Raw genomic sequence first — 25,931 nt, forward strand, 5'->3', positions numbered from 1 at the left:
TGCGGAATTCGGTCATCGTTAAATGTAAGCTCTGTGAGCTGTCACGAATCGATGATGATTTGCGTTTTCGGAGGCAGTGATGATTTTACTGCCAATCTATCGACACATTAGCGTGTTGTGCTCAATGTAGAAGCATGACCAGCTTCATGCATCCAGAAATCCACGATGACCTAGTCAAAGCCGTCCTTGAGCGAAAGCACTATGTGGAATTTAGCGTGCATGGTTTGTCTCATTGGCAGCGTGTTGAGAGAAATGGACTCTATCTGGCGGAGCGTGAATCTGGAGACAAGGTGGTAGTCAGCTTATTTGCCTTGTTTCATGACTCACAACGCATCAACGATTTTGATGATCCTAACCATGGAGAGAGAGGTGCTGCTTTGGCCAAGGAGTTTTTTGAGGCTAGTTATTTGCCTATTTCAAAAGAGCAATTCGATTTTTTGCATGAAGCCTGCTGTGGACATACTGAGGAGTTATTTCACGAAAATCCAACGATCAAATGTAGTTGGGATGCCGACCGATTAGATCTGACTAGGATTGGTGTGCTACCCTGACTAGGATTGGTGTGCTACCTGATCCTGAGTTCTTGAATACGGATACGGCGAAGGAGATAGCTTCTTCGATGGATTATAGTGAAATCGAAGCGTACATGTGTGTGGGTTAATTTGCTACCAGCATGCGTAGACTTTGTGCAGTTGATGGCGACTCTTTGGTGATGTCATGGGTGATCGTCTGGTCTAATGATAGAAGTTGACAGTGACTGTTAGGTGAGGTTTATAAGCCGCGTAACTTATTACTACCCTAAATGAAAACTACCACCCTTCTAGTTGGGCTGGGACTCTTGGTTCCCAGTATGATGCAGGCTGCAAGCACTTCCTATTTTTTGGATGACGGTACTGGTGAAAGTGGCCTTGGCGGCTACGGGACAACCACAGTCTGGCTAAACTCGTTCACTTCTCAGGCAGGAGCTGAATATATTCAAAAAGTGAGTATCTCTTTTGGTGGCTCTGGAGCTAACCCTACAACCTACAATGGTATGGCCTTTGGGGTGCATGTCTGGTCTGACCCAAACAATGATGGTAACCCTGATGATGCAGTGCTTCTGGAGAGTGGATCAGGAGTGATATCAGACTTTAGTAATACTTCCAATGGAGCTTCGACTGGATTTGTAGAGTTTACGCTGGATAGCGCTGCCTACATTGCGAGTGGAAATAGCTTCTTTGTGGGGATGTCTATGTATTTTAATCAAAATGTTTTAGGTCCCGCCAGAGATACCAGCAGTAACGAGGGGAGAAGCTGGATGTATCGATGGAATGGTGATGTTGCCAATTCTGCTCCGGGTTCCATGTCGACCGCTCTGAATAAGAACAACTATGACGATATCTTAGGCGGCAATGCCATGATTCGTGCTGAGGGTGTTAGTTCCGTTCCAGAGCCTTCATCAAGTGTGCTATTCGGACTCACCGGAGCCATTGGCTTGATGAGAAGAAAGCGCTCTTAGTTCGGCTTTTCCACAAAGGTCAGCGTGACACCCGTCTCTGTCAGGCTGGCCTTTGCGCCGTTATCTTGGGCGGAGAGAATTTCCTTAGCGGCTACGAGGAAGGCCTCGGCTGAATTTTGATCTGGCCAGTTGATCGACCATTTGATGGTGGTGGTTTCACCTTGGTCGCCGCTGGTTTCGATGGTGAGGGTGTCCGAGCTGTAGGTTTTGATGATGGCTGAGATTTGTTTCTCAGGCATCACCTGCTTGAGAAAGGCATGTACGGTGAGGGCTCCCAGGCTGGTGGTCAGCGGAGTTTCCGCTGTGGGTGCCGGAGGCTCCTGGGCTTTGCTCCACTCAGCAGGTGGGGTATTCAGGTAGATGTCCTTCGTGCTCTGTGGTGGGTGGATGAGAGCTTCGGCTAGTGCTGCTTGGTCTTTCTGGTAAAGGATTTCGGCAAAGCTTTTCCCCTCGGTGTTCGGGAAAGTAGTCAGTGCCTGTACATAGCCACAGAGTGCTTTGAAGGTTTCGACTGCTTCCGTGTTGTCTCGCTGGCTGACGAAGCCGATGCTGCGGGCGTTGATGCTGTAAAAGCGCTGCTGAAGCATGCTGGCGCGGCCACGGTGGATGGCCTCTCGGGCATGAAACATATCGTCGGTCAGGATTTTTGGCAGCGGCGCATGCTGGTCTAACAGAGCAATGGCCAGTAAGCGAACGGCGCTGGCCTGATCGTGGACGCTGCCAGTATCGAAGTCCTCAGCGAGCAGGATTTCTCCGGCGGTCACATCGTAGTAGCCGCGGGAGCCGACCGTCTCGGCTATGATGAGCTGACCAATGAATTGCTGGCTGGGCGGGATGATACCGAGTTTTTCGAAGGCATAGGCTCGCATCTGCATGCCGGCTTCATTGAATGCCGAGAGGTAGCGCTGGCCAGCCGCCTCGCGGATGAAGTCCTCATTGGCGGGGAAGACCTGCGGCGGTGACTTGAAGGTGAGGCCGATGTCTTTCTCGACAAAGGTGATCAGCTCATCGGGCAGGGTGATGCCTTCGGCTGATTGGGCGATGGCGCGAAGAGTTTTATTTTCCTTCTGCAGTTCAGCCACCTGGTTCTCGATGGTTGAGATGTAGTTACGCATCTCCGTGGTCAACTCCTCCTTGGGCTGGGTGCTGGCCAGTTCGTGGTTCACGTAAAGGCGTGCTCCTACGATGGTGGCTGAAAAGGTGAGCAGAGTGAGAACGGCGTTGGGTGACATCAGCCGGAGTATAGCCCCAAAAAGTAGAGGTGCCAGAGAATCCTAACGCATGCCGACTTTCTTGTCCGCAAAAGGGTCCTCATCTGGCATAGTTCCATTCTCCAGCCCTACTGACTGAAGAAATTCTGGTAGGGCTGATTCGTCATTGGCAAAGACCAGAGGTTTGGAGCGCTGGTCTTTATGGTCGTATGTGTAGCGAATGGCTCGAATTGGCTTTTCTCTTTCAGAATCGTTCGGGGAAGTGCGCTTGAGTTGGGCCTCGAACATGTTCTCCGCGACGAAGCGACCGGAGGTTTTCTCGTAGCCATAGACGCAGCGGGCTACCAGCGTTTGCTCAGCGTCATAAATTTGGGCGCTGGAGATTCTGCCGCTCCTGTTTCTGCGGTAGTGAATACGTGCGAGGCCTGTCTTGGTGCCGTCTGGTTGGAGGCGGAAGATATGCCTCACGAGAACAGTGTTTTCGGGGTTGGCTTGGTACTCTGAGTGGAGTTGGCCGGCTTCTGGAGTGGATACTGGCGTGACAGGAGTCACTGGTGATGGAGGGAGAGCACGGGGCTCGGTTGCCACAGCGGCTTGAGCAGGGGCTTCTTCAGCGGAACGTGAAATGGAAACATAGATGCCCGCGAAGATGGCGCAGCCCAGTGAAGCTGCGCAAGCTGCCTTGATGTATCCGTTCCGGCTCATCGAGGTAACTTACTCACCCAGGCGTCTGGCATTGGGGTTCACCGGGTCGTTGCGGAATGGGTCTGCACTTGGCAGAGTGCCGTCCTGCATTCTCTGCTCGCGCAGCCATTGCTGGAGCTCCTGAGCGTCCTTACCCTCCATGGAGGAAAAAATGATCGGCGGGGACTGTTCGCCGTGGCTGTTGTAGGTGTAGCGGAGTGCGCGGACAGGCATTTCCTTGCTGGGGTTGTCTGGGTAGGTGCGCTTGACGCGGGCATCGAACATGTTCTCGGCGACAAGGCGTCCGGTTTCCTTGTCGTAACCGTAGACGATGCGGAAAAGCATGGTGCGCTGACCGTCAAAGATGTGACCACTGTAGAGTTTGCCGAACTTATTGCGGCGGTACATCGTGCGATTCCTAATGACTTGCTCTCCATTGCGCTTTTGCAGGTAGGTCACCTTCTCAAGGACGGTGTTACTGGGGTCCCTAGAGAATCGGGTAAACGAGCCGTCCGGGTTGCGGATGATGCGGACGAGCTTGCCTTTGTTGACAGTTTTTTGCTGGGCGAAAGATGCTGCCGGCAGGGTGCAGGCTAGCGCTGCAGCCATGCAGAGCATAGTGCGTAGGATCGTGGTCATGCGGGCTAGTCTGCGACAAATTTGGCAACATTCAAGTTTTCAGTTTTCGAGAGTGGGTCAAATAAGGTAGTTAGTCAAAATGCGCTGGAAGACAAAGAGCCGTGTAGTTGACTTCACCTACCGGGGAATGATCATGGGTATCCTGAATGTGACGCCTGATTCCTTCTCCGATGGAGGCAAATATGTGTCTGTGACCGATGCCGTGGATCATGCGGTTCGGATGATGCAGGAAGGTGCGGAAATCATCGATATCGGCGGCGAATCCACCCGACCCGGTGCGGAGCCGGTCAATGCCATCGAGGAAATCCAGCGCGTGGTGCCTGTGGTGGAGGCGATCCGCAAGATGAGTAAGTGCCTGATCTCCATCGATACCAGCAAGGCGGCGGTGGCCGAGGCCGCGATCAAAGCCGGTGCGGACATCGTGAATGATGTGACGGGTCTGAAGGGGGATGTGAACATGGCCAAGGTTTGTGCGCAGCACGATGTGGGCGTGGTGGTCATGCACATGCAGGGAGAGCCGAAGACCATGCAGCAGAACCCGAGCTACGAGAATGTGGTGAAAGAGGTGAAACAGTTTTTCGAGGAGCGCTACCGTACGCTGACCCGTCTGGGGATCAATCCGCTCTGTCTCTGCTTTGACCCGGGAATCGGATTTGGCAAGGCCATGGAGCATAACCTCGAGCTCCTGAGGCGTATGAAGGAACTCCATGTTCAGGAGCGCCCGATGCTTTTGGGGGTCTCCCGCAAGCGAATGATCGGCAAGGCTCTGAATCTGGAAGCCGCCGACTCCCGCGACGATGGCACGCTGGCGATCACTTCCTTAGGCCGTGAAAAAGGTGCCGTCATCCACCGTGTTCACGCAGTGAAGCGCAACTACGAAGCCATGCGCATGGTGGAGGAAATTATCAATTTCGGAGAATAGCTCAGTATCAAATAAGGTATGGCAAGTTACACTGTCAGAATGGTCGTGTTGTGGCCATCCCGGGAGGATCAGAAGTTAAAATACCTCTATGAGGAGAGGATCACTATATGGCAAGCCGAGTCGATGGATGAAGCCATTGAGTTGGCCGAAGAGGAAGCCAAAGAGTATGCGGAAAGTGAAGGCTTTGAATTACTCGATCTTTTTCAGGCTTATTGGATGTTCAATGAACCTCTGACTGTTGAGCAGGGGATGGAGGTTTTTTCGCTACTGCGGGAAAGCGACCTGGAAGCTAGTGTCTATTTAGATACCTTCTTTGATACACATCACGAGAGGCAGGGGGTGTATGAAGATAAGGAAGACAGTGAAGTGTGATTAGCTATAGGTGCACTATTAGGCCCTACACATGTGTGGAAGATGTTGGGTGTGAGGTGCAGATAGATCATTTTCTTGTTGCGAACTTTGCCGACTGCGGTCTGATGCTTGTCCTTTCGAGACGGGGCCAAGATGAAGATAGAGCGGATCAATGTGATAGGAGTCAGCGGGAGTGGGAAATCCACAGTCGCTAGGATGCTGGCGGAGAAGCTGTCTCTGACTTATGTAGAGATGGACCGCATCTTTTGGGGACCTGATTGGTACTGGCCTAAGGATGAAGAGTTTTTTCAACAGCTGAAACAAGAGATCGCAGGTGAGCAGTGGGTGCTGGACGGCAATTACAGCCGTACTGCCCCGCTGAAGTGGGAGCGGGTGCAGCTGGTCGTTTGGGTAGATATGCCATTCTGGACTACCTTGATCCAGGCGACAGGCCGGGCCGTCAAGAGATCTTGGACCAAGGAAGAACTTTGGCCGGGCACAGGAAACCGGGAGTCGTTCCGCAAAAGCTTCTTGAGCAAAGACTCCATTATCCTGTGGACGATCAAGACCTACAAGAGTGTGAGAAAGCGCTATCAGGAATGTATGTCTGATGAGCGCTACTCACATATTCAGTTTGTTAGGCTGAGGTCGCGTGAAGAAATTCGGCGGTTTGTGGCCGAAATGGGGCGTTAAAGATTGGGTGCTTACTTCAAACCTTCCATCATCTCCTCCACCGACTTCTTCACCTCGCTGGCGGGAAGGAGGAGGCCCATGGTGCGGGTGTAGCGGGCGATGTAGATGCCGATGAGTTGGCCGTCCTGATTGAAGACCGGGGTGCCGGCGTCTTCTGCGAAGAGTGGGATGGAGCAGATGTAGCTGACCGGGTAGGGTGAGCGGTGCTTGCTGATTAGAGTGTCCTTGGCATCAAGTGGTCCAATGGAGGCCTGGTTTTTATTTTTGCGAGTGGTGTTAGAGAGATTGCCCCAGAGCTTCCAGCCTTTGGCGTTGATGGCATAGATGAAGTCTCCGGTCTCAGTTTTGCTGTCATCCTGAGGCCACTGGATCGTCGGGAGTTTCTTTGCCTCGGCGAGCTGGAGGAGAGCCAGGTCACGCTTTTCGTCTCTGGAGACGATGCTGACTGCGGTGGATTTCTCCCCTTTGCCTAGGCTAAGACCTTCTTTGTTCTCAACCAGACTGAGTTTGGCTAGAAGGTGCCTGTCGTCCAGCGCGAGAGCCAGTGCTGCGGAGTTGTCTTCACTGTTGAAAATGCGGACGGGCTTGTTGTGCTCATCGGGGAGAGCTGGAAGCTGTTTGGTGAGTGCCGGGTCGTCCATGCCGAGGCTGATCGGCTGCTTGCGGCTGAGCATGATGGCATCCCGCTGCATGTGCTGGATGAGCTGCTGCGGGGTGATGTTGACGGTATTGTCTTTCTTAATGTGCTGCCTGATGAAGTCCAGTGTCGGGGGATAGTTGAGCTGGAGGCGGCGCTGAAGCTCCTTCTGTACGAGGGCGAGGACATCTTCAGTGGCGGAAATGGTGTAATTCTCTGCCTTGGTGGGAGCGATGTCCGGGTTACCGAAGCGTTCGCCTTTCTTGAAGCGCTCTGCGTCTAGATAGTACTGGTCAATGCTCGGGTAGATGTTCATCCCGATGATGCCAGCCGCTGAGGAGTTGATGCCGATGAGTTCTCCTTTGAGATTGAAGAGACCGCCGCCGGAGTCACCGGGCTGGATGTTCATGTCTGAGATGAGCATGCCGGGTTTGTCTCTCAGCGTGCTCAGGCTAGTGATGCGACCCAAACGGACTACAGGTCTTTTCCCATCCTGGTAGCCAAACTTGCTGGAGTTGGTGAAGCAGAAGCCTCCGGTTTTGGTTGTGGTTTTGGCGAGTTTGGCGTGCGGCCATTCCCTGCGCTCAGGAGACACGATCTTGAGCAAGGCCAAGTCTGTTTCCACGTTCCAGCCGAGGGCTTCCACGGTGGCTTCGGTGCCGTCCAGGTAGATGATTTTAACATCCTCTTTGTCCTTCATCATCTGGCCGACGTGGCCCGCAGTGAGAACGTAGCCGTCTGGAGAGATGACGACGGCAGCGGCATTGCCGCCGAGGCCTTTGAAGGAGACGCAGCCACGAGCTGCGGTGGGAAGTGCGTGCTTGAGTTCGCTGCAAAGCTCTGCCGGAGAGGAAACTGCGGTTGTTTCCTTTGCGGTGGTGAGTGAGCTGAGCAGGCCGAATGAAACGTAGAGAGCGGTAAGTAATTTCATGGCCTGAGGCTATGTTGTGTGTTTATTTGGTTATCTCAGTCCCTATGCCGGACTGGGTGAAGATTTCTAGGAGGAGTGAGTGAGCTCGACGGCCGTCGATAAAGTGTACCTTGTCGACCCCGTTGTTAAGGGCATCGAGGGCTGAGTTGATCTTGGGTATCATGCCGCCGGAAATGGTGCCGTCTTTCATCAGCTCATCGGCCTTGGCCGGGTTGATGGACGGGATGAGGGTTTCTGGCTTGGAAGGGTCCTGCATGAGACCGGGGACGTCTGAAAGGTAGATGAGCTTGGAGGCTCTGAGGTCTTTGGCCAGAGCGGCAGCGGCGAGATCGGCATTCACGTTGAGTGGTTTGCCGGTGCCGAGTTCGGTAGCCAGTGGGGAGACGACGGGAACGATGTTTGCATCGAGAGCCTCCTTCATTTTTTCACGCTGGCAGCCGACGACTTGGCCTACGCGGCCGATGTCCTGCATTTCGCCGTTCTCGTCCTTGCCCTTGATGCGTTCGCCGATGAAGACATCAGTCCCTGGCACGCCGACGGCTTTGCCGCCGAAGTCACGGATCATGTCTACAAGACCAGGATTGATGGTGGAGGATAGTGTCTTCTCTACGATGGAGATGGCTTCAGGGGTGGTGACACGCAGGCCGCCGATGAATTTGGCTTCTAGTCCAGCCTCAGCCATGGCTTTGGAGATGGCCTTGCCTCCTCCGTGTACCACGACGGGGTTGATCCCAGCGACTTCCAGGAAGACGATGTCGCGCATGACTTTGCGGACAAGTTCAGGATCGTCCATGGCGGATCCTCCCATCTTGATGAGGAAGGTGGAGCCGCGAAATGCCTGGAGATAGGGAAGTGCCTCAATAAGTACGGATGCCTTGGATTCGGATGTCATGATGAAAAATATGAAAGTGCTTATTTGTCCTCAGAGTCAGCAGGGTAGAAGGGGTACTCGGTTTTGATGTCGATCTTTACCTTGCTGGTGATTTGTCCTGGCGCCGTGGCTTGCTTGTTACTTTCGGAGCTTTTCTCCGTCTTCGCAGAAGTATCGTCGGCGTCGGCTTGATTTGTTTTTTTCTCTGCTTGTTTTTCTGAGGCTGCTGAGAACATCGTGGCCTCATCAGGTATCAGCTCTTCTTCAAATGCCTGTGCAGAAGGTTTTCCTGTGTGGGTGTTCTCCTTCTCTGGTTTGGAGAGTTTGATCTCCTGCTTGCTCTTCTTATCCTGAGAGTTTTTCTCAAGAGAGGCCTTGAAAGGTTTTCCTGCCGGCTCAGATGTTTTTTTTGTGGCAGGCTTTGGATCACGAGACTCTTTTTTCTGAGACGGGGCTTTTGCTGCGGAGATCTCTTCCTCGGATGCGCGAGTGGCAGGCTCCTTCTTCTGATCCTTCGTGCTGGAAGCTGCGGAGGATTTGCTCTGGCGAAGTTTCTTACGCACCGGGCGACTCAGCAGGGAGGTGAAGATCCAAGCGGAAATCAGCGTGAGGAAGTAGGGAGCGGATGGTGACCAGTACGCGGTAAAGCGGTTGAGCACAAAGATGATGGCTCCCGTGGTGAAGAGGGCGATGGTGAAGACCGTGTGTCTTCGGCTTGAGCGATAGGCGAACAGCCAGGCGCCGAGTGCAGCGAGGTCCAGTACGAGAAGGATTTCCAGCCAGAGAGGGAAGCGGGTCAGCGTGCTTTCCTCGCCTACGGTAGGGGTGTGAGCGATCTGGGCAATGGCGTTGTAGGGGTTGGAAATGGCGCTGTAGACAGATGATTTCTCGCCGTCAGCACTGAGGATGGCTGAGGTCTGGGTAATGCCGATCATGGATACTTCTCCAGAGTAGGCGGCAGTGACCGTGTATGGCTCCTCGGTGGCCTGGTAGTCCGTCTTATAGTGACCGAACTCATCAATGGGGATGATGTTCCCCTTGTTTCCAAGCCGGATATATTGACCGGCTTCGATGTAAAGGTCGTCAATAGTGAGGCCAAGGTGCTGAAGAAGCTCTAGGAGAGGGGCGTAAAAGATGATGCGGTCATCCCAGCGCGCGACCAGTGGGATGCTGTTTTCCAAAGCTTCCTCTGACTCAATCTGGCTGAAGCCGGCAAGAGTGTTCTGAGGTATGGTGATGTTTGGAGCGAGACTGAGCTGGTTGACTCGAGGCAGGCTGCTAGAGTCCCCGGATACTTCACTTGCGGGAAGGCTGGCCCGAATGAAGTAGTCAGGAATGGGATCACCTTTGACGCTGCGTTTGACTGGTGTGGCGATGGTAGCATGCTCAAACTTGCCAATGGCTGAGGAGAGGGCATTAAGCTCGACTTGATCTAACTCAGGCCACTGGAGGTGGGTGGTGATGAAGATGGAGCGCATCTTCAGCTGGCGCAGATTTTCCAAGGCGATGGAAAGGTCCGCAGGGTGATAGAGCCCATAGGCATTGATGCGGTCAGGATCGTCATCAATGGAGCAGAGCAGGTACTCTGGAACCTTGTTGTTCGGGGCAAAGACCTTGCGGAAAACGCGCTTGCGGTGGCTTTCCGGGTGAGGGTCTTCGACAATCGACCCGGGAGCGATATTGCCCGATTCCTGCGGCGATAGCATCGTGTCCACCAGCGAGAGGGCTGGGACTTTATCCAGGGTAAACAGCACAGCCAGCCCAGTGCCAGCGGTAAGGGCTAGGATGAGGAGCTGTGCTTTACGAATGATGGACACGAATCTGCTTGAGGGCTATTTTCTGTTATTTGACGAGGTCGAGCACAGGCTTGATGGCTGCCTCGACAGGTTTGCCCTCGATGAGTTCACCCAAGAGCTTGGCGGCTACCGGGATGTATTGCTCGAACCATTCATCTCCTTTGTTGGAAACGAGATTGCCATAGGCGCCCAGAGCTTGCATGAGCCGCTGGATGGCGCATTTCTCCAGAATGTCTGGAAGCGGGCGCTCTTCGGTGACGTCTTCCCAGATGTCTAGCAGCTTCTCGCGCTCTTCGGCGGAGTGGTTCATGTAAGGATCATAAAGGAGAGAGGCCAGGTCGTACTCTTGGCGTCCACGGCGCATGCCCTGGAAGTCGATCAAGTAGGCTTCTCCGTCCTTGATGATGATATTCTGGGACTGGAAGTCGCGGTGCACGAGATGGCGAGCTGAGGCTCCAAGCTGCTGGGCCATTTCCGCAAGAGCCGGGTGGTCACGCAGTGGAGTGGTCTCGCCAGCGGACATGCGCAGATAGATCTCAGCGAGGTTGTCGAAGAAGTAGTCTTGTTCCCACTTGTAGAGCTCCGGGTCAAATGGTGGCTGGAATTCCAGATCTTTAGGTGGGCGGGAGTAGAAAAGCTTGTCGAGTTGCTCGAATGCCGAGCGGTAGATGGGCTCGCGCACTTCCCAGGGCTCGTCTTTGAGTGACAGGAGATCAGTATCCCCTAGGTCTTCGATCAGAGCGCAGCGGCGGCCAATGTTGTCATAGAGTACCTCAGGCACGTTGATGCGCGCCTTCTTCAAAAACTTGGAAACGGGCAGGTAGTTGGCATTGTCCGCGCGCTCCATGGTGTAGTAGATGCCGATGTACGTGGCATAGCCTTCCGGCTTGATCCGGACGATCGTACGACCTGAGCCACCTTTCTTGATGGGCTCGATGATGACGGAATGCATCGGGTCCAGGTCGAGATGAGTTCGTGTAGCTGTGAGGAGGGTGTCTGTAGGCATGACGTAGAGTATTTGGTGGGAAAGCTGGTATGGCTTAGAGATCTTGGTCTTGGTGTTCTCCGGCTGCCTGCTCACGCACGATGCAGCCGTAAAGGTTTGAGTTTTCAGAGATAGTGGCGTGTGGCCATGCGATTGTCTTGCGAAGTTTTACATTTTTTTCAATCACACAATTCGGTCCAATGATAGTGTATTCGTCTAGTTCCGCGCTGGGGTCGATTTTGGCCTGGGGGTGAATGGCTGGAAGTGTGGCCTTGCCGGAGTCTTGCAGGTGCTGGTGCGCGGCGAAGTATTCCTCGCGGGTGCCGAGGTCATGCCAGCTGGCGCCGTCCGCAATGTAGGCGCCGAGTTTGCCCTGTGCCGCCAGCTCCAGGAAGGCCGGGACAATGGAGATTTTCTCATTGGCCGGGATGAGAGGTAGGATTTCCGGCTCAATGATATAGATGCCGGTGAACTGGTGGGTGCCCGGGTGGATGCCGTGTGCGTGACGCAGGTCCACGACTTGATGACCCTCGACCGCGACATTGCAGTTGGGTCCCTCTGAGAACAGAGCCAGGGTGGCGACATTGCCTGAGCCGCGGTGGGCAGCCATGAGCTGGGTCAGATCGAGGTCCGTGAGGATGTCTCCATTGTAGACGAGGACGGGGTCCTCGCCGATGAATGGGGCGATATTCTTGATGCCTCCGCCGGTCTCCAGCAAAATGGGCTCGTGAAAGAAAGTGATGGGGGCGCCCTCGAAGCTGCTTTCCGGGTAGGTCTGCTGCCAGGCGGCCGGAATGTGGTGGGTATTGATAGCGAAGCATTCGATCCCGGCTTTGAGGCAGTGGCGCATGGTGTGGCTGGCCAGGGGCTCGTGGAAAAGAGGGACCAAGGGCTTTGGCAGGGTATCTGTGAGTGGGCGCAAACGGGAACCCAGCCCTGCGCCTAGAATGAATGCTTTGAAAATTTCGCTCACGGACGGTTTTTTAAAGGTATTTTAGGATTTGAACACGAAAAAACCTGCCAAGCTGTCTAGCTAGCACGATGGCGGAGAAGGAGGACATTTTTCTGGTGGTTTTCATGCTTACAATCGTTTGACAATGAATGATTATGGGTGAGCTTAGCGAGTGACTACAATTGTGTGTGAGTCACATCAAATTGCTAACCAAAACCCTACAGTTAACATGAAAAAACTGACGAAACTGACCGGGATGACCATCGCTAGTATGGGACTCCTGACTACCGGCCTCATGGCAGAAGATCCTGATTCTCCTGTAGCCGAACCAGATACTCCAGCAGCTGAGCCCACATTGGATGAACCTACTTCCGATGAGCCGAGCGCTGAGGAACCAAGTTCGGAGGAGCCTGCATCTGAAGAAAAGATGAAGAAACAGGAAGAAATGACCGTGGTGGCTATTGCAGATGGTAACAAGGACTTTACGACCCTAGTGACTGCTATTCGTGCAGCTGGCCTGCTCGAAGCACTGAATGGTGACGGCCCTTATACCGTGTTTGCCCCAAACAATGCGGCATTCGAAAAACTGCCCGAAGGTACTCTGGCTGATCTGCTGAAACCTGAAAACAAGGATAAGCTCGCAGCCATCCTGAAGTATCACGTGGTGCCAACCAAAGTCATGGCTGAAAACGTGAATCCTATGAAAATCGTGACTCTTGAAGGTCATGAGTTTGAAATAACCAACAACGATGGAGAAATCAGAGTCAACGACGCCAAAGTCATCAAAACTGACATCGTTGGAAAAAATGGCGTGATCCATGTGATCGATACCGTGATCATGCCTCCTGTCGAAGACGAGCAGTAAGGCTCTGGATTATTCGCAAAGTACAAGTCATCACCACGGGTGCGGGGTTTCCTGCGCCCGTTCTTTTTTTGGTGACTTGTTAGCGAAACTCAGTTGAATCTTTTAGGTGTTCATGTAAGCATGTTTATATGAACACTCTCGAAAAGCTGGAAATCCTAGCTGATGCAGCGAAGTACGATGCGTCTTGTGCGAGCTCTGGTGCCCGGAAGAGGGATTCCCGGGGCGGAAAGGGCGTGGGTTCGGCAGGCGGAGTGGGGATCTGTCACTCCTATGCTCCGGACGGACGCTGTATCTCCCTGTTGAAAGTGCTGCTGACGAATGTGTGTCTCTATGACTGCCACTACTGCATCAACCGTCGATCCAGCAATGTCAGGCGTGCGCGCTTTACTCCGGAAGAAGTTGTGGAACTGACGCTGTCCTTCTACAAGCGCAACTACATCGAAGGCCTGTTCTTGAGTTCCGGAATTGTCCGCAGTGCTGATTACACCATGGAGCAGGTGCTTAGAGTGGCGAGGCTTCTGCGTGAGGAGCATGATTTCCGTGGCTATATACACCTGAAGACGATTCCTGAGGCTTCCCCGGAGTTGATCGCGGAGGCGGGGAGGTATGCCGACCGGTTGAGTATCAACGTAGAGCTGCCGAGGCAGGAAACGCTCAAAGAGCTGGCTCCGGAGAAGAATGTAGCGCGCACGAGGAATGCCATGGGGACGATCCGTGGAAGGATCGATGAGGCGAAGAGCATTCGCCGGGAGAAAAGCCGCAGCCGCAAGAAGTACGGGGTCTTTGCCACCGGGCAGAGTACGCAGATGATCGTGGGCATGGATGGTTCTACGGATGCTCATTTCTTGCACCGAGCGGGTGACCTTTATGGGAATTTCAAATTGCGGCGGGTGTACTATTCGGCCTTCAGCCCCATTCCGGAACCTTCGGTGGTGCTGCCTCTGAAGTCGCCCCCACTTGTTAGGGAGCACCGCTTGTATCAAGCGGACTGGCTCCTGCGTTTCTACGGTTTTGAAGTGGGGGAGCTGACGACGGCGAAAGAGCCTAACCTGGATCTGGACTTAGACCCCAAGTTGTCCTGGGCTTTGCGTAACCGGGCGACCTTTCCTGTAGATGTGAATCGTGCCAGTTTGGAAATGCTGTACCGCATTCCAGGGCTGGGGGTGAGAAATGCTCAGCGTATTGTTAGGGTGCGTAGACATCATGCCCTGCGCTTGCAAGATTTGATCAAGATGCGTGTGAATGTGAAGAAATGCATGCCTTTCATGATCTGTGCTGACCATCAGCCGGCACGCCTGGAGTGGAGCAGCGAAAGACTGCGCGCCCATTTTGCGCCACCTCCGGAGCAGATGGAGCTAAGTTTTGAAGGCGTGATCCAGACGAAGGCTCCTAAGGTGCCGGAGGTGAAAGTGAAGCAGGCTCAGCATGAGGCAGGCGCGGAGGCTCTCAGTGGAGAGTTCTAGTCAACTTGAAGGATTCTTGGGATGAGAGTGATTTCTGTAAAAAAGGGTTTCAGGGAGTGGCGGGCGAAAGCGCGGCAGCTGTTAGTGGATGGTGTGCGGCCCCATGAGGTGATGTGGGTGAAGGATGCCTCCTTGGAAACGATGTTTGTCGACACGCTGGAGATGGGCGGCGGAAGCAGTGAAACTGAAACCTTTGCCATCAATGTGCCAAAGCAGTTTATCGCTCTGGGAGAGACGGTGGGCTGTCACCGTATGGGGAGGCAGTGGCCTCTTCTCTATGATGTGCTTTGGAGGATAACTCGAGAAGGTAATAAGGGGTTGTTAGGCAATGAGGCGGACGATGCAGTCCGTGAGCTAAAGATGATCGCTGCCGCAGTACGGAGAGATATCCACAAGATGCGTGCATTTGTGCGTTTCCGTCACGTAGATACCTTGGAGAGTGGTCGTGAAGTGTATGTGAGCTGGTTTGAGCCAGAGCACTTGATTGTGCGGGCGAACGCGCCTTTCTTTCAGCGGCGTTTTGCCGGGATGGACTGGTCTATCTTGACCCCCGATGAGTGTGTGAGCTGGGACGGGAAGCAGCTGAGCTATACTCCGGGTGTGGACCGGAGCGTGGCGCCCAGTGAAGACAATCTGGAGGATCTTTGGCGGACTTATTATCGGAGTACCTTCAATCCTGCCCGGGTCAAAATCAAGATGATGCAGTCCGAGATGCCGAAGAAGTATTGGAAGAATCTTCCCGAGGCGGAGATCATCCAGCAGCTGATCGCGGAGAGCGATCAGCGTGTGCGCGGGATGATGGAGGAGGAGGCCAGGCCGCTGAAGCCTGAACCTAAAAACGAGTACCTTAATAAGCTGCGTGAAATGGGGGAGTAAGCGCTGCTTATTTCACGGTTGAGCCCGCTTTTTGTGCGCCGGCAGACAAGACTGCACTGAGGAGCTCGCGGATCGGGCAAGCCTGGTGTGGGTGGTGCTTGGTGTTGGGGTTGATCCAGGTGTGGATCTTCGTAGCACCGAGCTTCTTGTAGCGCTCCTGCAGGATGAGTGCGTTATCTTTGATGGGGACCACCTCATCCTTGGCTCCGAGTACCAGCATGACGGGGACGTTGGCCTTGGCGAGGGCGTCGAGTCCATCAATGGGGTTACCTTTGAAGTCCTTGGCCTGCTCTGCTGTGATGCCATATTGCTTCATGCAGGTATTCCAGAGAGGTGCGGACTTTTTGGCAGGCCAAGAACGGATGTCACACACTGGGTTGTCACCATAGATTGCAGTGACTTTATCAGGATTCTGCTTAGCCCAGTTAAAGATGATGAGGCCGCCGCGGGACATGCCTTCGAGCACAGGCTTGGCACCCAGTCCAAGTTGCTGGCTCAGCGCGTAGAATTGATCCCAGCGTTTGGTGGCATTTGGTGAACCGAAGAGGTCTGCTACATCGACAAAGCAGACGTGGTAGCCGCGGTCGAGCAGAGCTTTATCGAGTGCTGGCTGATGGCCAAAGAAGCGAGCACGCCAGATCCAAGGCTTGGAGGTATCCGCAGAGTGTGGGGCTACGATGATACATTTCAGCTTGGTGTCAGGAGTCGTGAAGCGGTACTGACGGTAGCCGTGGAAGTTGGACACTTTGGGCTCGATTCCTTGTTCCTTCAGCTTGCTGGTGATGTCAAAGGCAGGCTCGTAGTTGTGAGTGAGCTGGTAGGCGACACGCCCGGCAATCACCTTGGCTCCATCAGCTCCCGGGTGGATGCGGTCAGGGGTCATTGCGATCGCTTTTTTAGCACCTTCGAGTGCGTATTCTTGGTGGAGGTTGATGAGTTCCAGGTTCTTTTCTTTAGCTAGATTGATGAGGCTGGGAAGCTGCTGTTTGGCGATGACTTCATCTGTAATTCCATAGACGTTCTTGCCTTTGTCATTTTTGTAAGCGGGAACCGGAGTGCACAGAATGATGCGCGGTTTGCTGGAGAGGTTCTGGTAGGATTGGACGAGAGCTGCAGCGTCTGTGGTGTAGCTGTCTCCGTGCTTCCAGTTGTGAGGTTTGGAATCATTGCTGCCGAGTTTGATGACCACGACGTTCGGGGTGAAATCGAGTGAGGCTTTGTAGGCACCTTGCTTGGTGTATGGCTTGTCACCGGCATTAAGCATCGTGGCTCCATTGACGCCGAAATTTTTCACTTCATAAGTGTCTCCAAGTAGTTTCTGGAGTTGAGCTGGATAACTGTTTTCTTTGCGTTCTTTGATGCCGGCTCCGAAGGTGATGGAGTCTCCGACACAGGCTACGCGTATGGGGTCTGCCACGACGAGAGTGGTCAGGCAGGACAGAATGCAGAGTGATATCTTCATGAGTCAATAGGGTGTGTAGGACAGGTAACGAGATGAGAGTGATTACTATTTCAGCAATGTCAGGGAAATACGAATCATTTAGATTTTCTTAAGTATAAGCGTAGCCTGCTCACAGGGCTATAGTGTTCTGTTAGGCTTGGTGGAAATGCCTCTGCGCTGGGGGCTAGGGGGAATGTGAATGAAGTGTTACAAAGAGTTCATGCTAAATGGTTTTACCTAAACGTGCGTTTGTCGTTTACTCTTGAACTTGCCCCCTCTTCCTACCCCTGAGAAATCTGTTTTTGTGTGTCGTCAGAATCTCAAGGGGTAAGGAGTGGCTGGCGTCGAGAACTGACACCCCCCTTAGGTTCTAATGACAACAGCAAGACATGTTTTTCTAGGAGAACTGGCGTCCGGAGGCTTTGGTCGTGTGTTTCTAGCCCGTGATGAATTTCTGGGCAGAGAAGTAGCGATCAAGCGTGTCCGGCATGACCAGAGGACATCCAGCTATTTTCCGCGTGAGCAGCTGCTGCATGAGGCGAAAGTCTTGGCTGCGGTGCAGCATCCTAACATCGTAACCATCTATGATGTGGCACGAGTCGAGAGTTCCACGGAAATAGTGATGGAGTATGTGGCAGGAGTGACGGTGCGTCAGCTTGTGAATCGGCATCTATTGACTGCCTATGACTTTAAGGTGTTAGCCAAACAGATGTTATGCGGGCTGGCTGCGGCGCATGAGCATGAGATACTACACTGCGATATCAAGCCGAGTAATGTCATGATAGCCTCACTCTCTGAGAGTCGGATGGTGGTGAAGTTATTAGATTTCGGAATGTCTCCGAGTTCAGACAGTAGCAAGCAGCAGTTGGTGGGGTCCGCGCTGTTTATGGCGCCTGAAATCTATGAAGGTAAAGGCCATAGCGTGCAGACAGACCTGTATTCTCTCGGTTGTCTATTTTACTACATGCTGGCAGGTGTAGTCCCCTTCGACGGGAGAGATACGATCGAAGTCATGGCAGCCCATTGTGGTGGTGATTTTCATCCTCTGTCTCACTTGAGAGAAGATCTTGCAGAGGATCTGTGTAGTTGGGTGGAGTTATTCATATCGTCTGAACCGGAGAAGAGGTTCCATGACTGTCATGAAGCTCTGGAGGAACTCAAAGATCTTGAGTTCCCCTTGAGTGAGAGCGAGCGTGATATCGAATTAACCGAGGGCATTGTCCAGATCGTACGCCCTGTCACGCCCGCCTCGCTCAAGCCTGCCTGTTTAGAAGAGAGAACCAGGCCTCAAGGGGTTTGTCAGATGAAGCATTCTGAAATGCTCCACACGAGAAAGATCTCTGCAGGAGTGAGAGCTTATGCGGAGAGAGAAGCTGAGCGGTTGCCCGTCTACCGCCTCTGTGCCTCAGAGGTGAAACCGCCCAAGCAGATTGAGGAGCAGGAGGTGCTGAAGCTGAGGAAAGAATACTGGTATGCCATGTTGCATGGGCGGCGGACTGGGCCGTTAGACATGGAAGCCATCGGCAGGCTCATACTAGGAGGCTATATCGGTAGTGAGGATCTGGTGTGGCATGAAGGTTGGAATGACTGGAGGCGGGCGGATGAGTGCCCGCTCACAGGAGTCTACCTCTGCGAATACCAGAGAACCCACAGGCAGATAACACAGCCTGTAGAGGTGAAACATGAGAAATGGCACACTAAGTTCGTCGAAGAATTCGGATGGGAGATGTGTGCCTTGGTAGGTCTGAGCCTGATGTCATTCGTCGCCGTCTATATCTATCCCCATGCATGGATGACGGTGATGAGTGCGTTCTCCATTCTACTTGTGTTAGGAGGTTTTCTTTCGCTCAAGTGTTGTGAAGGAAAGGAGGGGAAAAAGTGGTTGGTCGCTGGACTGCTTATTCCAGTGATTGGAGATGTCTATTATGCATGTGGGCACCGTAGAAAAGCCATGAAGGGGCTTACCTTGATTGTCTTGGGTGGCGTGTTTCTGGCTGGAATTATGAACGCCAGCCAGTGGAGTTGGGAGGTGCTTGATGCGCTTTTTGCCGTACTTTCTTAGCGGGTAAATGCGTTTTCTGGTGTCAGCGAATCCAGTGCTGCCAGGGTCACGTTGACCTGATTCTCTATCATTGAGTCGATCTCCTTTGGTGAGGGGTCAGATGAGAATATTTTGGAGGAGGTAATCGGGTAGTTGGAAAGGACTGATGAGAGGCAGACGACATTGATCTTGGCGAGCTGAATGACCGCCGGAGCATCTGTGCCGTAGAACTCGATCAGCATTTCTTGGATATAGTCAAGCTCCAGATCATGGGCTTCATCCAGGACTCTCTTTACTGGTGAGTCAGGCGAATACATGGTTTTGGCAAAAATCCTGCCGAACTGGCCGGCTGGTCCTTTGTCCAGGGAGCGTTTGAGACAGCTGCGTACATAGCTTGAGAGCTTCTCGCGCGCGGGGGCATCTTGAGGAAGGTTGCCCCGTGTTGGGTAGGTCATTTCTGAGATTTCATGCGCCTTGCGGATGGCCTGCATGTAGAGATTCTCCTTGGAGCCGAAGTGGTAATTCACGGCAGCAATGTTGGCATCAGCTCCAGCGACGATGTCAGAGACACGGGCTCCACGGTAGCCGTTATTGGCAAAGACTTCGATGGCGCTGTTGATGAGTTTGATTTTGGGTTCTGAGGGCATGTGTTTTGAGTTGTTTGGATCGGACTTAAGCTCGCCTCACTATAAATCAAACGAAAATTTAAAAATGTGATTTTACTGACAGATTTGTTGGAAAATCACTGGAGGGGAGGGGAGAGGTGTGAGACTCTGTGGGGTGATGAGTTTGTGTCGATTATTACTCACGGGTTTTGTGGCGGCTATGGTGTCGTGTACACCCACTGGGAACTGGGAAGCTGGTACTATGGAGACAACGGTGACATCTCCGACTGGAGGGGTGAGCCTGTCTCAGTCCTACTGGGGGCACCGTCCGGGCCCGAGGGGATTCAAGACGGTTATCATAGATGCTGGTCATGGCGGGCATGACTCTGGAGCCGTAGGCCGTAGGGTAAGAGAAAAGGATGTGGCGCTGGATACCGCTCGCAGGCTACAGCGTAAGCTTCAGGGTGATTTTAAAGTGGTGATGGTCCGGGACAGTGATCGTTTCATTGACTTGAACAAACGGGTCTCTATTGCGAACCGTTACAAGTCGGCAGTGTTGGTAAGTATCCATTACAATCACTCAGGCAGGAGCTCGCGCGGACCAGAGACTTACTACTGGCGGGTTGATAGCTACGGCCTGGCAAAGCGCTTGCAGCGTGAAATGGCCAGGGTGAGTCCCAGTGAGAGAGGAAGCCGGGGGCAGGTGCGCCGGAGGCTCCGACTGACGCGGAACACCAAAATTCCCAGCGTGTTGGTGGAGATTGGCTATTTGTCCAATTACTCGGATGCGCGTTTGAGCCGCAGTTCAAGTTACCGAGACAAGATGGCCGAAGCTATGGCACGTGCGATCAGGCGGCAGGCCCTGGTTGGTGATGCCGGGCTGGGGCCGCTGCCCAAGCCAATCAATGCTCCAATCTCAAGACCAATGGATCCACCCGGTAGCTAAAACACAAAAAACCGGCAGGACGAGCCTGCCGGTTTTGAATGTGAAATAAATAGCGAGCGCTACCTAATTACTTAGCAACTGTGTTGATAGTCTGGATAACGCGGGAAGCGATCTTGTATGGGTCACCCTGTGAGTTAGGACGACGGTCTTCAAGATAGCCCTTGTAGTCGTTCTTAACGAAGCTGTGCGGAACACGGATGGAAGCACCGCGGTCAGCAACACCCCAAGAGAACTTGTCGATGGACTGAGTCTCGTGAAGGCCGGTGAGGCGCTTCTCGTTTTCAGGACCGTAAACAGCGATGTGCTCTTCACAGAACTCTTCGAATGCGTCCATGAGCTTGAGGAAGTACTCCTTGCCGCCAGTTTCACGCATGTAAGCGGTGGAGAAGTTACAGTGCATGCCGGAGCCGTTCCAGTCACCTGGGATAGGCTTACAATGCCACTCGATGTCTACGCCGTACTGTTCGCAGAGGCGGAGAAGGAGGAAGCGAGCCATCCAGATGTCGTCAGCTGCCTTGTAGGAGCCCTTTCCGAAAACCTGGAATTCCCACTGACCCATAGCTACCTCGGCGTTGATACCCTCATGGTTGATACCAGCTTCGAGGCAAAGCTCAAGGTGCTCGTCAGTGATCTGGCGGCCGATGTCGCCAACGTTCTTGTAGCCAACACCACAGTAGTATTCACCCTGTGGGTCTGGGTAACCGCCCTCTGGGAAACCGAGTGGGCGACCGTCTTGGAAGAGGAAGTACTCCTGCTCGAAACCGAACCATGTGTCTGGATCGTCTTCGATGGTTGCGCGAGCGTTGGATGGGTGTGGAGTACCGTCTGGAAGCATAACTTCACACATAACGAGTACGCCGTTGATGCGAGTTGGATCTGGGTAGACTGCTACTGGCTTGAGAATGCAGTCAGAGTCACCGCCTTCAGCCTGCTGTGTGGAGGAACCGTCAAAGCCCCACTCAGGAAGTTGCTCGAGAGTTGGGAACTCGTCGAATTCCTTGATGCAGCACTTAGTACGAAGGTTGGCTACAGGTGTGTAACCGTCGAGCCAGATATAATCGAGTCTGTATTTAGCCATTGTGATATGTTGTTTGTCTTTGTTTACGAGCCATCCTTAATAGACCCGCAAGAGGTTGAATTGCAATTAAGCAAAAGGTGTGCCAAGTCTGTCAAAATCCTATGGGGAATTAGCAGACATCAATAACGATCAGGGTGGTGTCATCCGAGCCTGCATTATCGACTGCGCGTGCCATGAGAGCGTCTGCGACCTCGCTTGTCGAGGATTCCTTGCGGCTTAAGCCGGAATGGATGTGCTTTTCCCATAATCCGTCAATAACACCATCACTACAGATCATGAAGCGATCGCCTTTCGCATAGGGGACAGCAGCGACTGAGGGGCGAATTTTCTGATGGCCACCCCCGACAACTTCGAAGAGAGCCGAGCGTCGTGGATGGTGGCGGAACTCACGTTCATTTAGTTCGCCTCGGTTAAATTTGCTCCAGGCAAAGGTGTGGTCCTCTGTTAGCTGGGAAGTGTCATCAGCGCGTTGAAGATACATGCGCGAGTCGCCGGCATGTGCGATGTAGAGGTTTTCAGGGGTGAACCATCCGAGGGTTAGAGTGGCACCCATGCCTTTTAGGTTAGGGTCTCCATCTGCTCGCTCATTGATAGCAGAGTGAATTTCTCTTACCTTCTGGTCCAGAATTTCCAGGTAGTCAGGGTGAAAGCCTTGAGCGGCAGCCTTGAAAGTCTGAGGGATGACCTTGGTGATGTGCTCTAAAATGAGCGATGATGCCAAGTAGCCAGCATTGCCGCCGCCCATGCCGTCTGAGACCGCGAAAATAAGGTCGTGAGTATTCAACTCGTGCTCGCCATCCTCTAGTAGCATGCAGCTGCCTTTGGCTCCGGCTGCGAAGGCGAGCCAGGAGTCGTCGTTTTTCGGTTTGCGCCTGCCGGAGGTTGTACGGGCGGACCAGAGGAAATTAGGATTCACTGCTAGATGGGAGCTGGTGTGGTTGTGTTGATCGAGTGACGCGCCAGAATAGAAATCGCGCTCATAATCTGCAAAGCCAATTTGTGACACACTGTCACAAAAATGCTCAGGCTTTTACTCTTCCTCGCTGGACTCCTCTATGGCTGGCATGGGGAGCAAGGTGGAGAGCTCAAAGTCGATCACACAGAATTTACCCTCCTTCTCGTTGTAGGTGATGTTGCGTGGTTCTGGGTCGTCATGCTGGACGCCGAATTCCTTCTCGAGCTTGGCAAAGAGAGAGTCTGATTTTTTACGGGAGATGTTCGGGGCCGGAGAGCCGCAGTTCGTGGTGCAGATGTAGTCTTCCGCTAGGTCGAAATCGAGGAGCTTGGGGACGAAATCACAACCTCGCTCCTCCAGAGCCTTGAGGATTCTCACCTCGTTTTCGCAGCGCTTGTCTTTGTCTGTGCCACGGAAGTACTTGTGAACATTGCCGTAGAAGTCGATCTTCACGAGTGAGCGGATGCCGTCTTTGAGGTTTCTCATGGTAATATTTCTATGGTTATTTGTTCCGCTTGTTTTTCTTGGAGTGGAGCTCCTTGAGAGTGATTTCGGGGGCCAGGTCTTGATCGTTGAATTTAGGTATCGCGATACGCTGAGACATGTAGATGCCAGAGTGGCCACTGGCGTAATAGGCTATCAGGCAAGCAATGGCAAGGTAGATGCCGTGGGTGGCACCGAAGAGTTCGATTCCCATGATGGTGCAGGCGATGGGGGTATTGGTGGCGCCAGCAAAGATGGCGACAAAGCCGATGGCTGCGAAGAGACTCGGAGGAGCATTGAGTACCCAGGCCAGCACATTTCCCAGAGCGGCGCCGATAAAGAAAAGTGGAGTAACTTCACCGCCTTTAAAGCCGGCTCCAAGGGTGATGGCTGTGAAGAGCAGTTTCCAGAACCAACTCCAGTGATGGATCTCCGGTGAGCTGAGCAGCGAGGAGATGGTGACGGCGTCCGGATTGTTTGACCACACACCAAGCCCGAGGTAATCCGGTGTACCCACAAGAAGGAAGAGACCTATCACGATGAAGCCGCCAATGAAGGGGCGTAGTGGTGGGTATTTGATCGTCGATTTGAAGACGTGGCCAATGCCGTGCGTGAGTTTGGCGAAGAGCGTGCCAGCCAGGCCGAAGAGAACGGCGGCGAGCATGACCTTGAGGAATATCCCCAGCTCCAGGTGAAAGAAGGCGGATGGAGGATCAATGCTGGTGAGGTAGGAGATGGCGTAATGTGTGTGATGCGCGCCCCAGAGACGGCAGGTCCAGTCTGCGGTGATGGCTGCAATGAGACAGGGAAGCAGTGACTCGTAACGGATGCGGCCGATCATAAGGACTTCCAGTGCGAAGATCGCTCCGGCTATGGGGGTGCCGAAAACGGCTCCAAAGCCTGCCGCAATTCCACACATAAGCAGGACTTTGACAGAGTCTGGATCTAGTCTGAGTCTGCGACAGAGCGTGCTCGCGATGCTTCCTCCTATTTGCACCGCTGTACCCTCTCGTCCAGCAGAACCGCCAAAGAGGTGGGTAATGATCGTGCCCAGGAAAACCAGCGGAGCCATACGGGTCGGGACGCCTCCTCCAGGGGCATGGATCTGATCCATGATGAGGTTGTTTCCCTCATCAGATTTACCTCCAAAGTGATGATAGAGTAAACCGACAAGGAGACCGCCTAGTGGAAGGAGGTAAATGAACCATGGGGAGGCAAAGCGTGCGTCGGTGACGTAATGCAAGCTCATGAGGAAGCCTGCACAGATGGAGCCAATCAGCATGGCTGAGGGGATGATGAGAGCGAGCCAGATGAGGGCGGAGCGGAGTTGTTGGATTCTGCTGGTCATCTTGGGTGGCTGTGCGCTGTGTCAATTTCCTACAGGCTGATCCCTCTAGGGTCAGCGACTGTGGGCTGTTTTTCTGAAAAGAATACCGTAGCGGGGAGAGAAGAGGAAGGCCAGCAGGAATAGGATGCCGAGAAGTAGGATGATGGCGGGGCCTGCCTGAATGTCCAAGGCCAGTGCTAGTAGAATGCCACCAACGCCAGAGATGCAGCCAATGAAGGCGCCTCCCCAGAAAATGAGAGAGGTGCGGTTCGTAAAGAGAAGCATGATGGTGGCGGGGGCAACCAGAAGTGCTGCAGAGAGGATGGTGCCTACCGCTTGGAGTGAAGCTACCAGCATCAGAATCAACAAAGTGAAGGTGAGGTACTGGATCGTGCGGGTAGGGACGCCCTGGGCAGCGGCTACGTTAGGCTCAAACAGGGTGAGCAGAATAGGGCGCATGAAGAGTGTGCAGAGAACCAGAGTGATGGAGCTGATGATGAAGACCATTTTCAGATCTTCCTGCGAGATGTGGATGATGTTGCCGAATAGCCAATCGTGTAGACTGTTTGCCACCGGGAGGTGAGGCAGAAGTGCGAGACCACCAGCAAAGGTTGTGGTGTAGATGACGGAGAGGGCTGTGTCGTGGGGGATACGGGAGTTTCGGCTCACCACGACAGAGCCAAGACCAACTACGAGGCAGGCGATGAGTGCGCCTATGAAGGCACTGGTCTGGCTGAGTGAGCCTGTGATGAGTACTGCTACAGCAATACCCGGGAGCATGGTGTGTGCTAGGGCGGAGACGGCGAGTGCGTCCTTGCGCAGGTTGACGAATCCAGAAAAGAAGCCATTGGCAAAGCCAATGAGTGCCGCCCCGAGAATGGCATTCTGCAAGAAGTGATTCTCCAAGATTTCGTTGAGCAGATCCATTAGTGGGTGAAAAGTGAGTTCAGGGTATCCGGGGTGATGAGTTCATCCACGGGGCCGAATCCAACCTGTTTGCGGTTGAGGAGGAGCACTTGGTTGAAGATGGTCTTCACTGTGCCCATGTCGTGATGGGAAGAAATGATGAGGCGCCCCTCATGAGCTAGCTTTTCCAGTAGGTCAGCCAGTGAGTTTGACGAGGTGCGGTCCAGACCAGTGAAAGGTTCATCGAGGAGAAGGACATGGGCTTCCTGAGCGATGGAGCGTGCGATAAATGCACGTTGCTGCTGGCCGCCGGAGAGTTCTTTGATCTGACGGTGCTGCAGGTCGAGTAGATCCAGTAGATCCAGGGCCTCATGTACTGCTTCCGCATCTCGATCTGAATACTTGCGCCAGAATCCTAGCTGGGGATAGCGGCCCATTTCCACGAGGCCTCTCACAGTAATTGGGAAATCCCAGTCGACATCCTCGCGTTGTGGAAGATAGGCAAACTCCGATGACCACTTGCGAACCGGGGTGCCGCGCCAGCTGATTCTGCCTGAGGACTTCCTGAGCAGGCCGGCGATGGATTTGATGAGTGTAGATTTACCCGCACCGTTGGGACCAACGAGGGCTACACGGTTACCGCAAGATGTGCGAAACGAAATGTTCTCCAGCGCACGCACTCGCCGGTACTGAACGCAGAGATCATCGACTACCAGGTCGTGGTGGTCGTGATGATGGGCGCAGCATTGATGATCGGCGTGTTGAATGGTTGGGA

General features: G+C 53.5%; 26 protein-coding genes. 10 read left to right on the top strand and 16 right to left on the bottom strand.

What is annotated here, in order from left to right:
• Positions 1 to 134 precede the first annotated feature (134 nt).
• Together BUB27_RS10255 and BUB27_RS10260 are read left to right on the top strand one after the other, a co-directional pair.
• Positions 135 to 551: an HD domain-containing protein gene (locus BUB27_RS10255; protein ID WP_143183755.1), complete on the top strand. Its 417-nt coding sequence runs from the start codon at positions 135 to 137 to the stop codon at positions 549 to 551.
• A gap of 251 nt (positions 552 to 802) precedes the next feature.
• Positions 803 to 1,498, top strand: coding sequence for a PEP-CTERM sorting domain-containing protein (locus tag BUB27_RS10260; RefSeq protein ID WP_143183756.1), 696 nt, complete (start codon positions 803 to 805; stop codon positions 1,496 to 1,498).
• On the opposite strand, the gene BUB27_RS10265 is transcribed toward BUB27_RS10260, so the two are convergent.
• Genes BUB27_RS10265 through BUB27_RS10275 form a run of 3 tightly spaced genes read right to left on the bottom strand, consistent with a single transcriptional unit; the run spans position 1,495 to position 4,032 of the window.
• Positions 1,495 to 2,730, bottom strand: a complete 1,236-nt coding sequence (locus BUB27_RS10265) for a hypothetical protein (protein ID WP_143183757.1) — start codon at positions 2,728 to 2,730, stop codon at positions 1,495 to 1,497. The genes BUB27_RS10260 and BUB27_RS10265 overlap by 4 nt on opposite strands.
• A 42-nt stretch (positions 2,731 to 2,772) precedes the next feature.
• Positions 2,773 to 3,414, bottom strand: coding sequence for a hypothetical protein (locus BUB27_RS10270; protein WP_143183758.1), 642 nt, complete (start codon positions 3,412 to 3,414; stop codon positions 2,773 to 2,775).
• A 9-nt stretch (positions 3,415 to 3,423) separates the two neighbouring features.
• Positions 3,424 to 4,032, bottom strand: coding sequence for a hypothetical protein (locus BUB27_RS10275; RefSeq protein WP_143183759.1), 609 nt, complete (start codon positions 4,030 to 4,032; stop codon positions 3,424 to 3,426).
• Between the two features lie 79 nt (positions 4,033 to 4,111).
• Here BUB27_RS10275 and folP point away from each other — a divergent pair, with 79 nt between their 5' ends.
• The 3 genes from folP to BUB27_RS10290 all read left to right on the top strand — a co-directional run bounded on the left by folP (position 4,112) and on the right by BUB27_RS10290 (position 5,998).
• Positions 4,112 to 4,954: a dihydropteroate synthase gene (gene folP / locus BUB27_RS10280; RefSeq protein WP_143183760.1), complete on the top strand. Its 843-nt coding sequence runs from the start codon at positions 4,112 to 4,114 to the stop codon at positions 4,952 to 4,954.
• 18 nt (positions 4,955 to 4,972) lie between these two features.
• Entirely contained in the window at positions 4,973 to 5,326 is a 354-nt protein-coding gene (locus BUB27_RS10285) for a hypothetical protein (RefSeq protein ID WP_143183761.1), read from the top strand.
• A 132-nt stretch (positions 5,327 to 5,458) separates the two neighbouring features.
• Entirely contained in the window at positions 5,459 to 5,998 is a 540-nt protein-coding gene (locus tag BUB27_RS10290; RefSeq protein ID WP_143183762.1) for a shikimate kinase, read from the top strand.
• A gap of 11 nt (positions 5,999 to 6,009) precedes the next feature.
• On the opposite strand, the gene BUB27_RS10295 is transcribed toward BUB27_RS10290, so the two are convergent.
• From BUB27_RS10295 to BUB27_RS10315, 5 genes are read right to left on the bottom strand one after another with little or no spacing between them, the layout of a single operon-like run.
• Positions 6,010 to 7,566 (bottom strand): S1 family peptidase, encoded by a 1,557-nt coding sequence (locus BUB27_RS10295; protein ID WP_143183763.1) that lies wholly within the window; start codon positions 7,564 to 7,566, stop codon positions 6,010 to 6,012.
• 22 nt (positions 7,567 to 7,588) lie between these two features.
• A complete protein-coding gene (gene argB / locus BUB27_RS10300) occupies positions 7,589 to 8,458 on the bottom strand; it encodes an acetylglutamate kinase (protein WP_143183764.1) in 870 nt (289 codons plus the stop codon).
• 20 nt (positions 8,459 to 8,478) lie between these two features.
• The gene (locus BUB27_RS10305; RefSeq protein ID WP_143183765.1) at positions 8,479 to 10,254 is read right to left on the bottom strand and encodes a hypothetical protein; all 1,776 of its coding nucleotides are present in this window, start codon (positions 10,252 to 10,254) and stop codon (positions 8,479 to 8,481) included.
• Positions 10,255 to 10,279: 25 nt separating this feature from the next.
• The gene (locus BUB27_RS10310) at positions 10,280 to 11,239 is read right to left on the bottom strand and encodes an aminoglycoside phosphotransferase family protein (RefSeq protein ID WP_143183766.1); all 960 of its coding nucleotides are present in this window, start codon (positions 11,237 to 11,239) and stop codon (positions 10,280 to 10,282) included.
• A gap of 34 nt (positions 11,240 to 11,273) precedes the next feature.
• Positions 11,274 to 12,191, bottom strand: coding sequence for a nucleotidyltransferase family protein (locus BUB27_RS10315; RefSeq protein ID WP_143183767.1), 918 nt, complete (start codon positions 12,189 to 12,191; stop codon positions 11,274 to 11,276).
• Positions 12,192 to 12,399: 208 nt separating this feature from the next.
• On the opposite strand from BUB27_RS10315, the gene BUB27_RS10325 reads away from it, so the two are divergent.
• The 3 genes from BUB27_RS10325 to BUB27_RS10335 all read left to right on the top strand — a co-directional run bounded on the left by BUB27_RS10325 (position 12,400) and on the right by BUB27_RS10335 (position 15,374).
• The gene (locus tag BUB27_RS10325) at positions 12,400 to 13,035 is read left to right on the top strand and encodes a fasciclin domain-containing protein (protein WP_200797111.1); all 636 of its coding nucleotides are present in this window, start codon (positions 12,400 to 12,402) and stop codon (positions 13,033 to 13,035) included.
• A 128-nt stretch (positions 13,036 to 13,163) separates the two neighbouring features.
• Positions 13,164 to 14,498: a putative DNA modification/repair radical SAM protein gene (locus tag BUB27_RS10330; RefSeq protein WP_143183770.1), complete on the top strand. Its 1,335-nt coding sequence runs from the start codon at positions 13,164 to 13,166 to the stop codon at positions 14,496 to 14,498.
• A gap of 21 nt (positions 14,499 to 14,519) precedes the next feature.
• Positions 14,520 to 15,374 (top strand): TIGR03915 family putative DNA repair protein, encoded by an 855-nt coding sequence (locus BUB27_RS10335; RefSeq protein WP_143183771.1) that lies wholly within the window; start codon positions 14,520 to 14,522, stop codon positions 15,372 to 15,374.
• 7 nt (positions 15,375 to 15,381) lie between these two features.
• Here the strand turns inward: BUB27_RS10335 and BUB27_RS10340 are convergent, their stop codons facing one another.
• Positions 15,382 to 16,836 (bottom strand): GDSL-type esterase/lipase family protein, encoded by a 1,455-nt coding sequence (locus BUB27_RS10340; protein WP_143183772.1) that lies wholly within the window; start codon positions 16,834 to 16,836, stop codon positions 15,382 to 15,384.
• 352 nt (positions 16,837 to 17,188) lie between these two features.
• On the opposite strand from BUB27_RS10340, the gene BUB27_RS10345 reads away from it, so the two are divergent.
• On the top strand, positions 17,189 to 18,877 hold the full coding sequence (locus tag BUB27_RS10345; RefSeq protein ID WP_143183773.1) for a protein kinase domain-containing protein: 1,689 nt from the start codon (positions 17,189 to 17,191) through the stop codon (positions 18,875 to 18,877).
• On the opposite strand, the gene BUB27_RS10350 is transcribed toward BUB27_RS10345, so the two are convergent.
• Positions 18,874 to 19,503: a TetR/AcrR family transcriptional regulator gene (locus BUB27_RS10350; protein ID WP_143183774.1), complete on the bottom strand. Its 630-nt coding sequence runs from the start codon at positions 19,501 to 19,503 to the stop codon at positions 18,874 to 18,876. The genes BUB27_RS10345 and BUB27_RS10350 overlap by 4 nt on opposite strands.
• Before the next feature lie 178 nt (positions 19,504 to 19,681).
• On the opposite strand from BUB27_RS10350, the gene BUB27_RS10355 reads away from it, so the two are divergent.
• Positions 19,682 to 20,407, top strand: a complete 726-nt coding sequence (locus BUB27_RS10355; RefSeq protein WP_159434906.1) for an N-acetylmuramoyl-L-alanine amidase family protein — start codon at positions 19,682 to 19,684, stop codon at positions 20,405 to 20,407.
• 67 nt (positions 20,408 to 20,474) lie between these two features.
• On the opposite strand, the gene BUB27_RS10360 is transcribed toward BUB27_RS10355, so the two are convergent.
• The 6 genes from BUB27_RS10360 to BUB27_RS10385 all read right to left on the bottom strand — a co-directional run bounded on the left by BUB27_RS10360 (position 20,475) and on the right by BUB27_RS10385 (position 25,836).
• Positions 20,475 to 21,485, bottom strand: coding sequence for a glutamine synthetase beta-grasp domain-containing protein (locus BUB27_RS10360; protein WP_143183776.1), 1,011 nt, complete (start codon positions 21,483 to 21,485; stop codon positions 20,475 to 20,477).
• 109 nt (positions 21,486 to 21,594) lie between these two features.
• Positions 21,595 to 22,401, bottom strand: coding sequence for a PP2C family protein-serine/threonine phosphatase (locus BUB27_RS10365; RefSeq protein ID WP_159434907.1), 807 nt, complete (start codon positions 22,399 to 22,401; stop codon positions 21,595 to 21,597).
• 114 nt (positions 22,402 to 22,515) lie between these two features.
• Positions 22,516 to 22,926, bottom strand: a complete 411-nt coding sequence (locus BUB27_RS10370; RefSeq protein ID WP_143183778.1) for a BUD32 family EKC/KEOPS complex subunit — start codon at positions 22,924 to 22,926, stop codon at positions 22,516 to 22,518.
• Between the two features lie 16 nt (positions 22,927 to 22,942).
• Positions 22,943 to 24,271: a voltage-gated chloride channel family protein gene (locus tag BUB27_RS10375; RefSeq protein ID WP_143183779.1), complete on the bottom strand. Its 1,329-nt coding sequence runs from the start codon at positions 24,269 to 24,271 to the stop codon at positions 22,943 to 22,945.
• Positions 24,272 to 24,322: 51 nt separating this feature from the next.
• Positions 24,323 to 25,177: a metal ABC transporter permease gene (locus BUB27_RS10380; RefSeq protein ID WP_143183780.1), complete on the bottom strand. Its 855-nt coding sequence runs from the start codon at positions 25,175 to 25,177 to the stop codon at positions 24,323 to 24,325.
• Positions 25,177 to 25,836, bottom strand: coding sequence for a metal ABC transporter ATP-binding protein (locus tag BUB27_RS10385; RefSeq protein ID WP_234991735.1), 660 nt, complete (start codon positions 25,834 to 25,836; stop codon positions 25,177 to 25,179). The genes BUB27_RS10380 and BUB27_RS10385 overlap by 1 nt, the downstream gene beginning before the upstream one ends.
• Between the last annotated feature and the right edge of the window lie 95 nt (positions 25,837 to 25,931).

This window comes from Rubritalea squalenifaciens DSM 18772 (genome assembly GCF_900141815.1).
Taxonomy (GTDB): Bacteria; Verrucomicrobiota; Verrucomicrobiia; order Verrucomicrobiales; family Akkermansiaceae; genus Rubritalea; species Rubritalea squalenifaciens.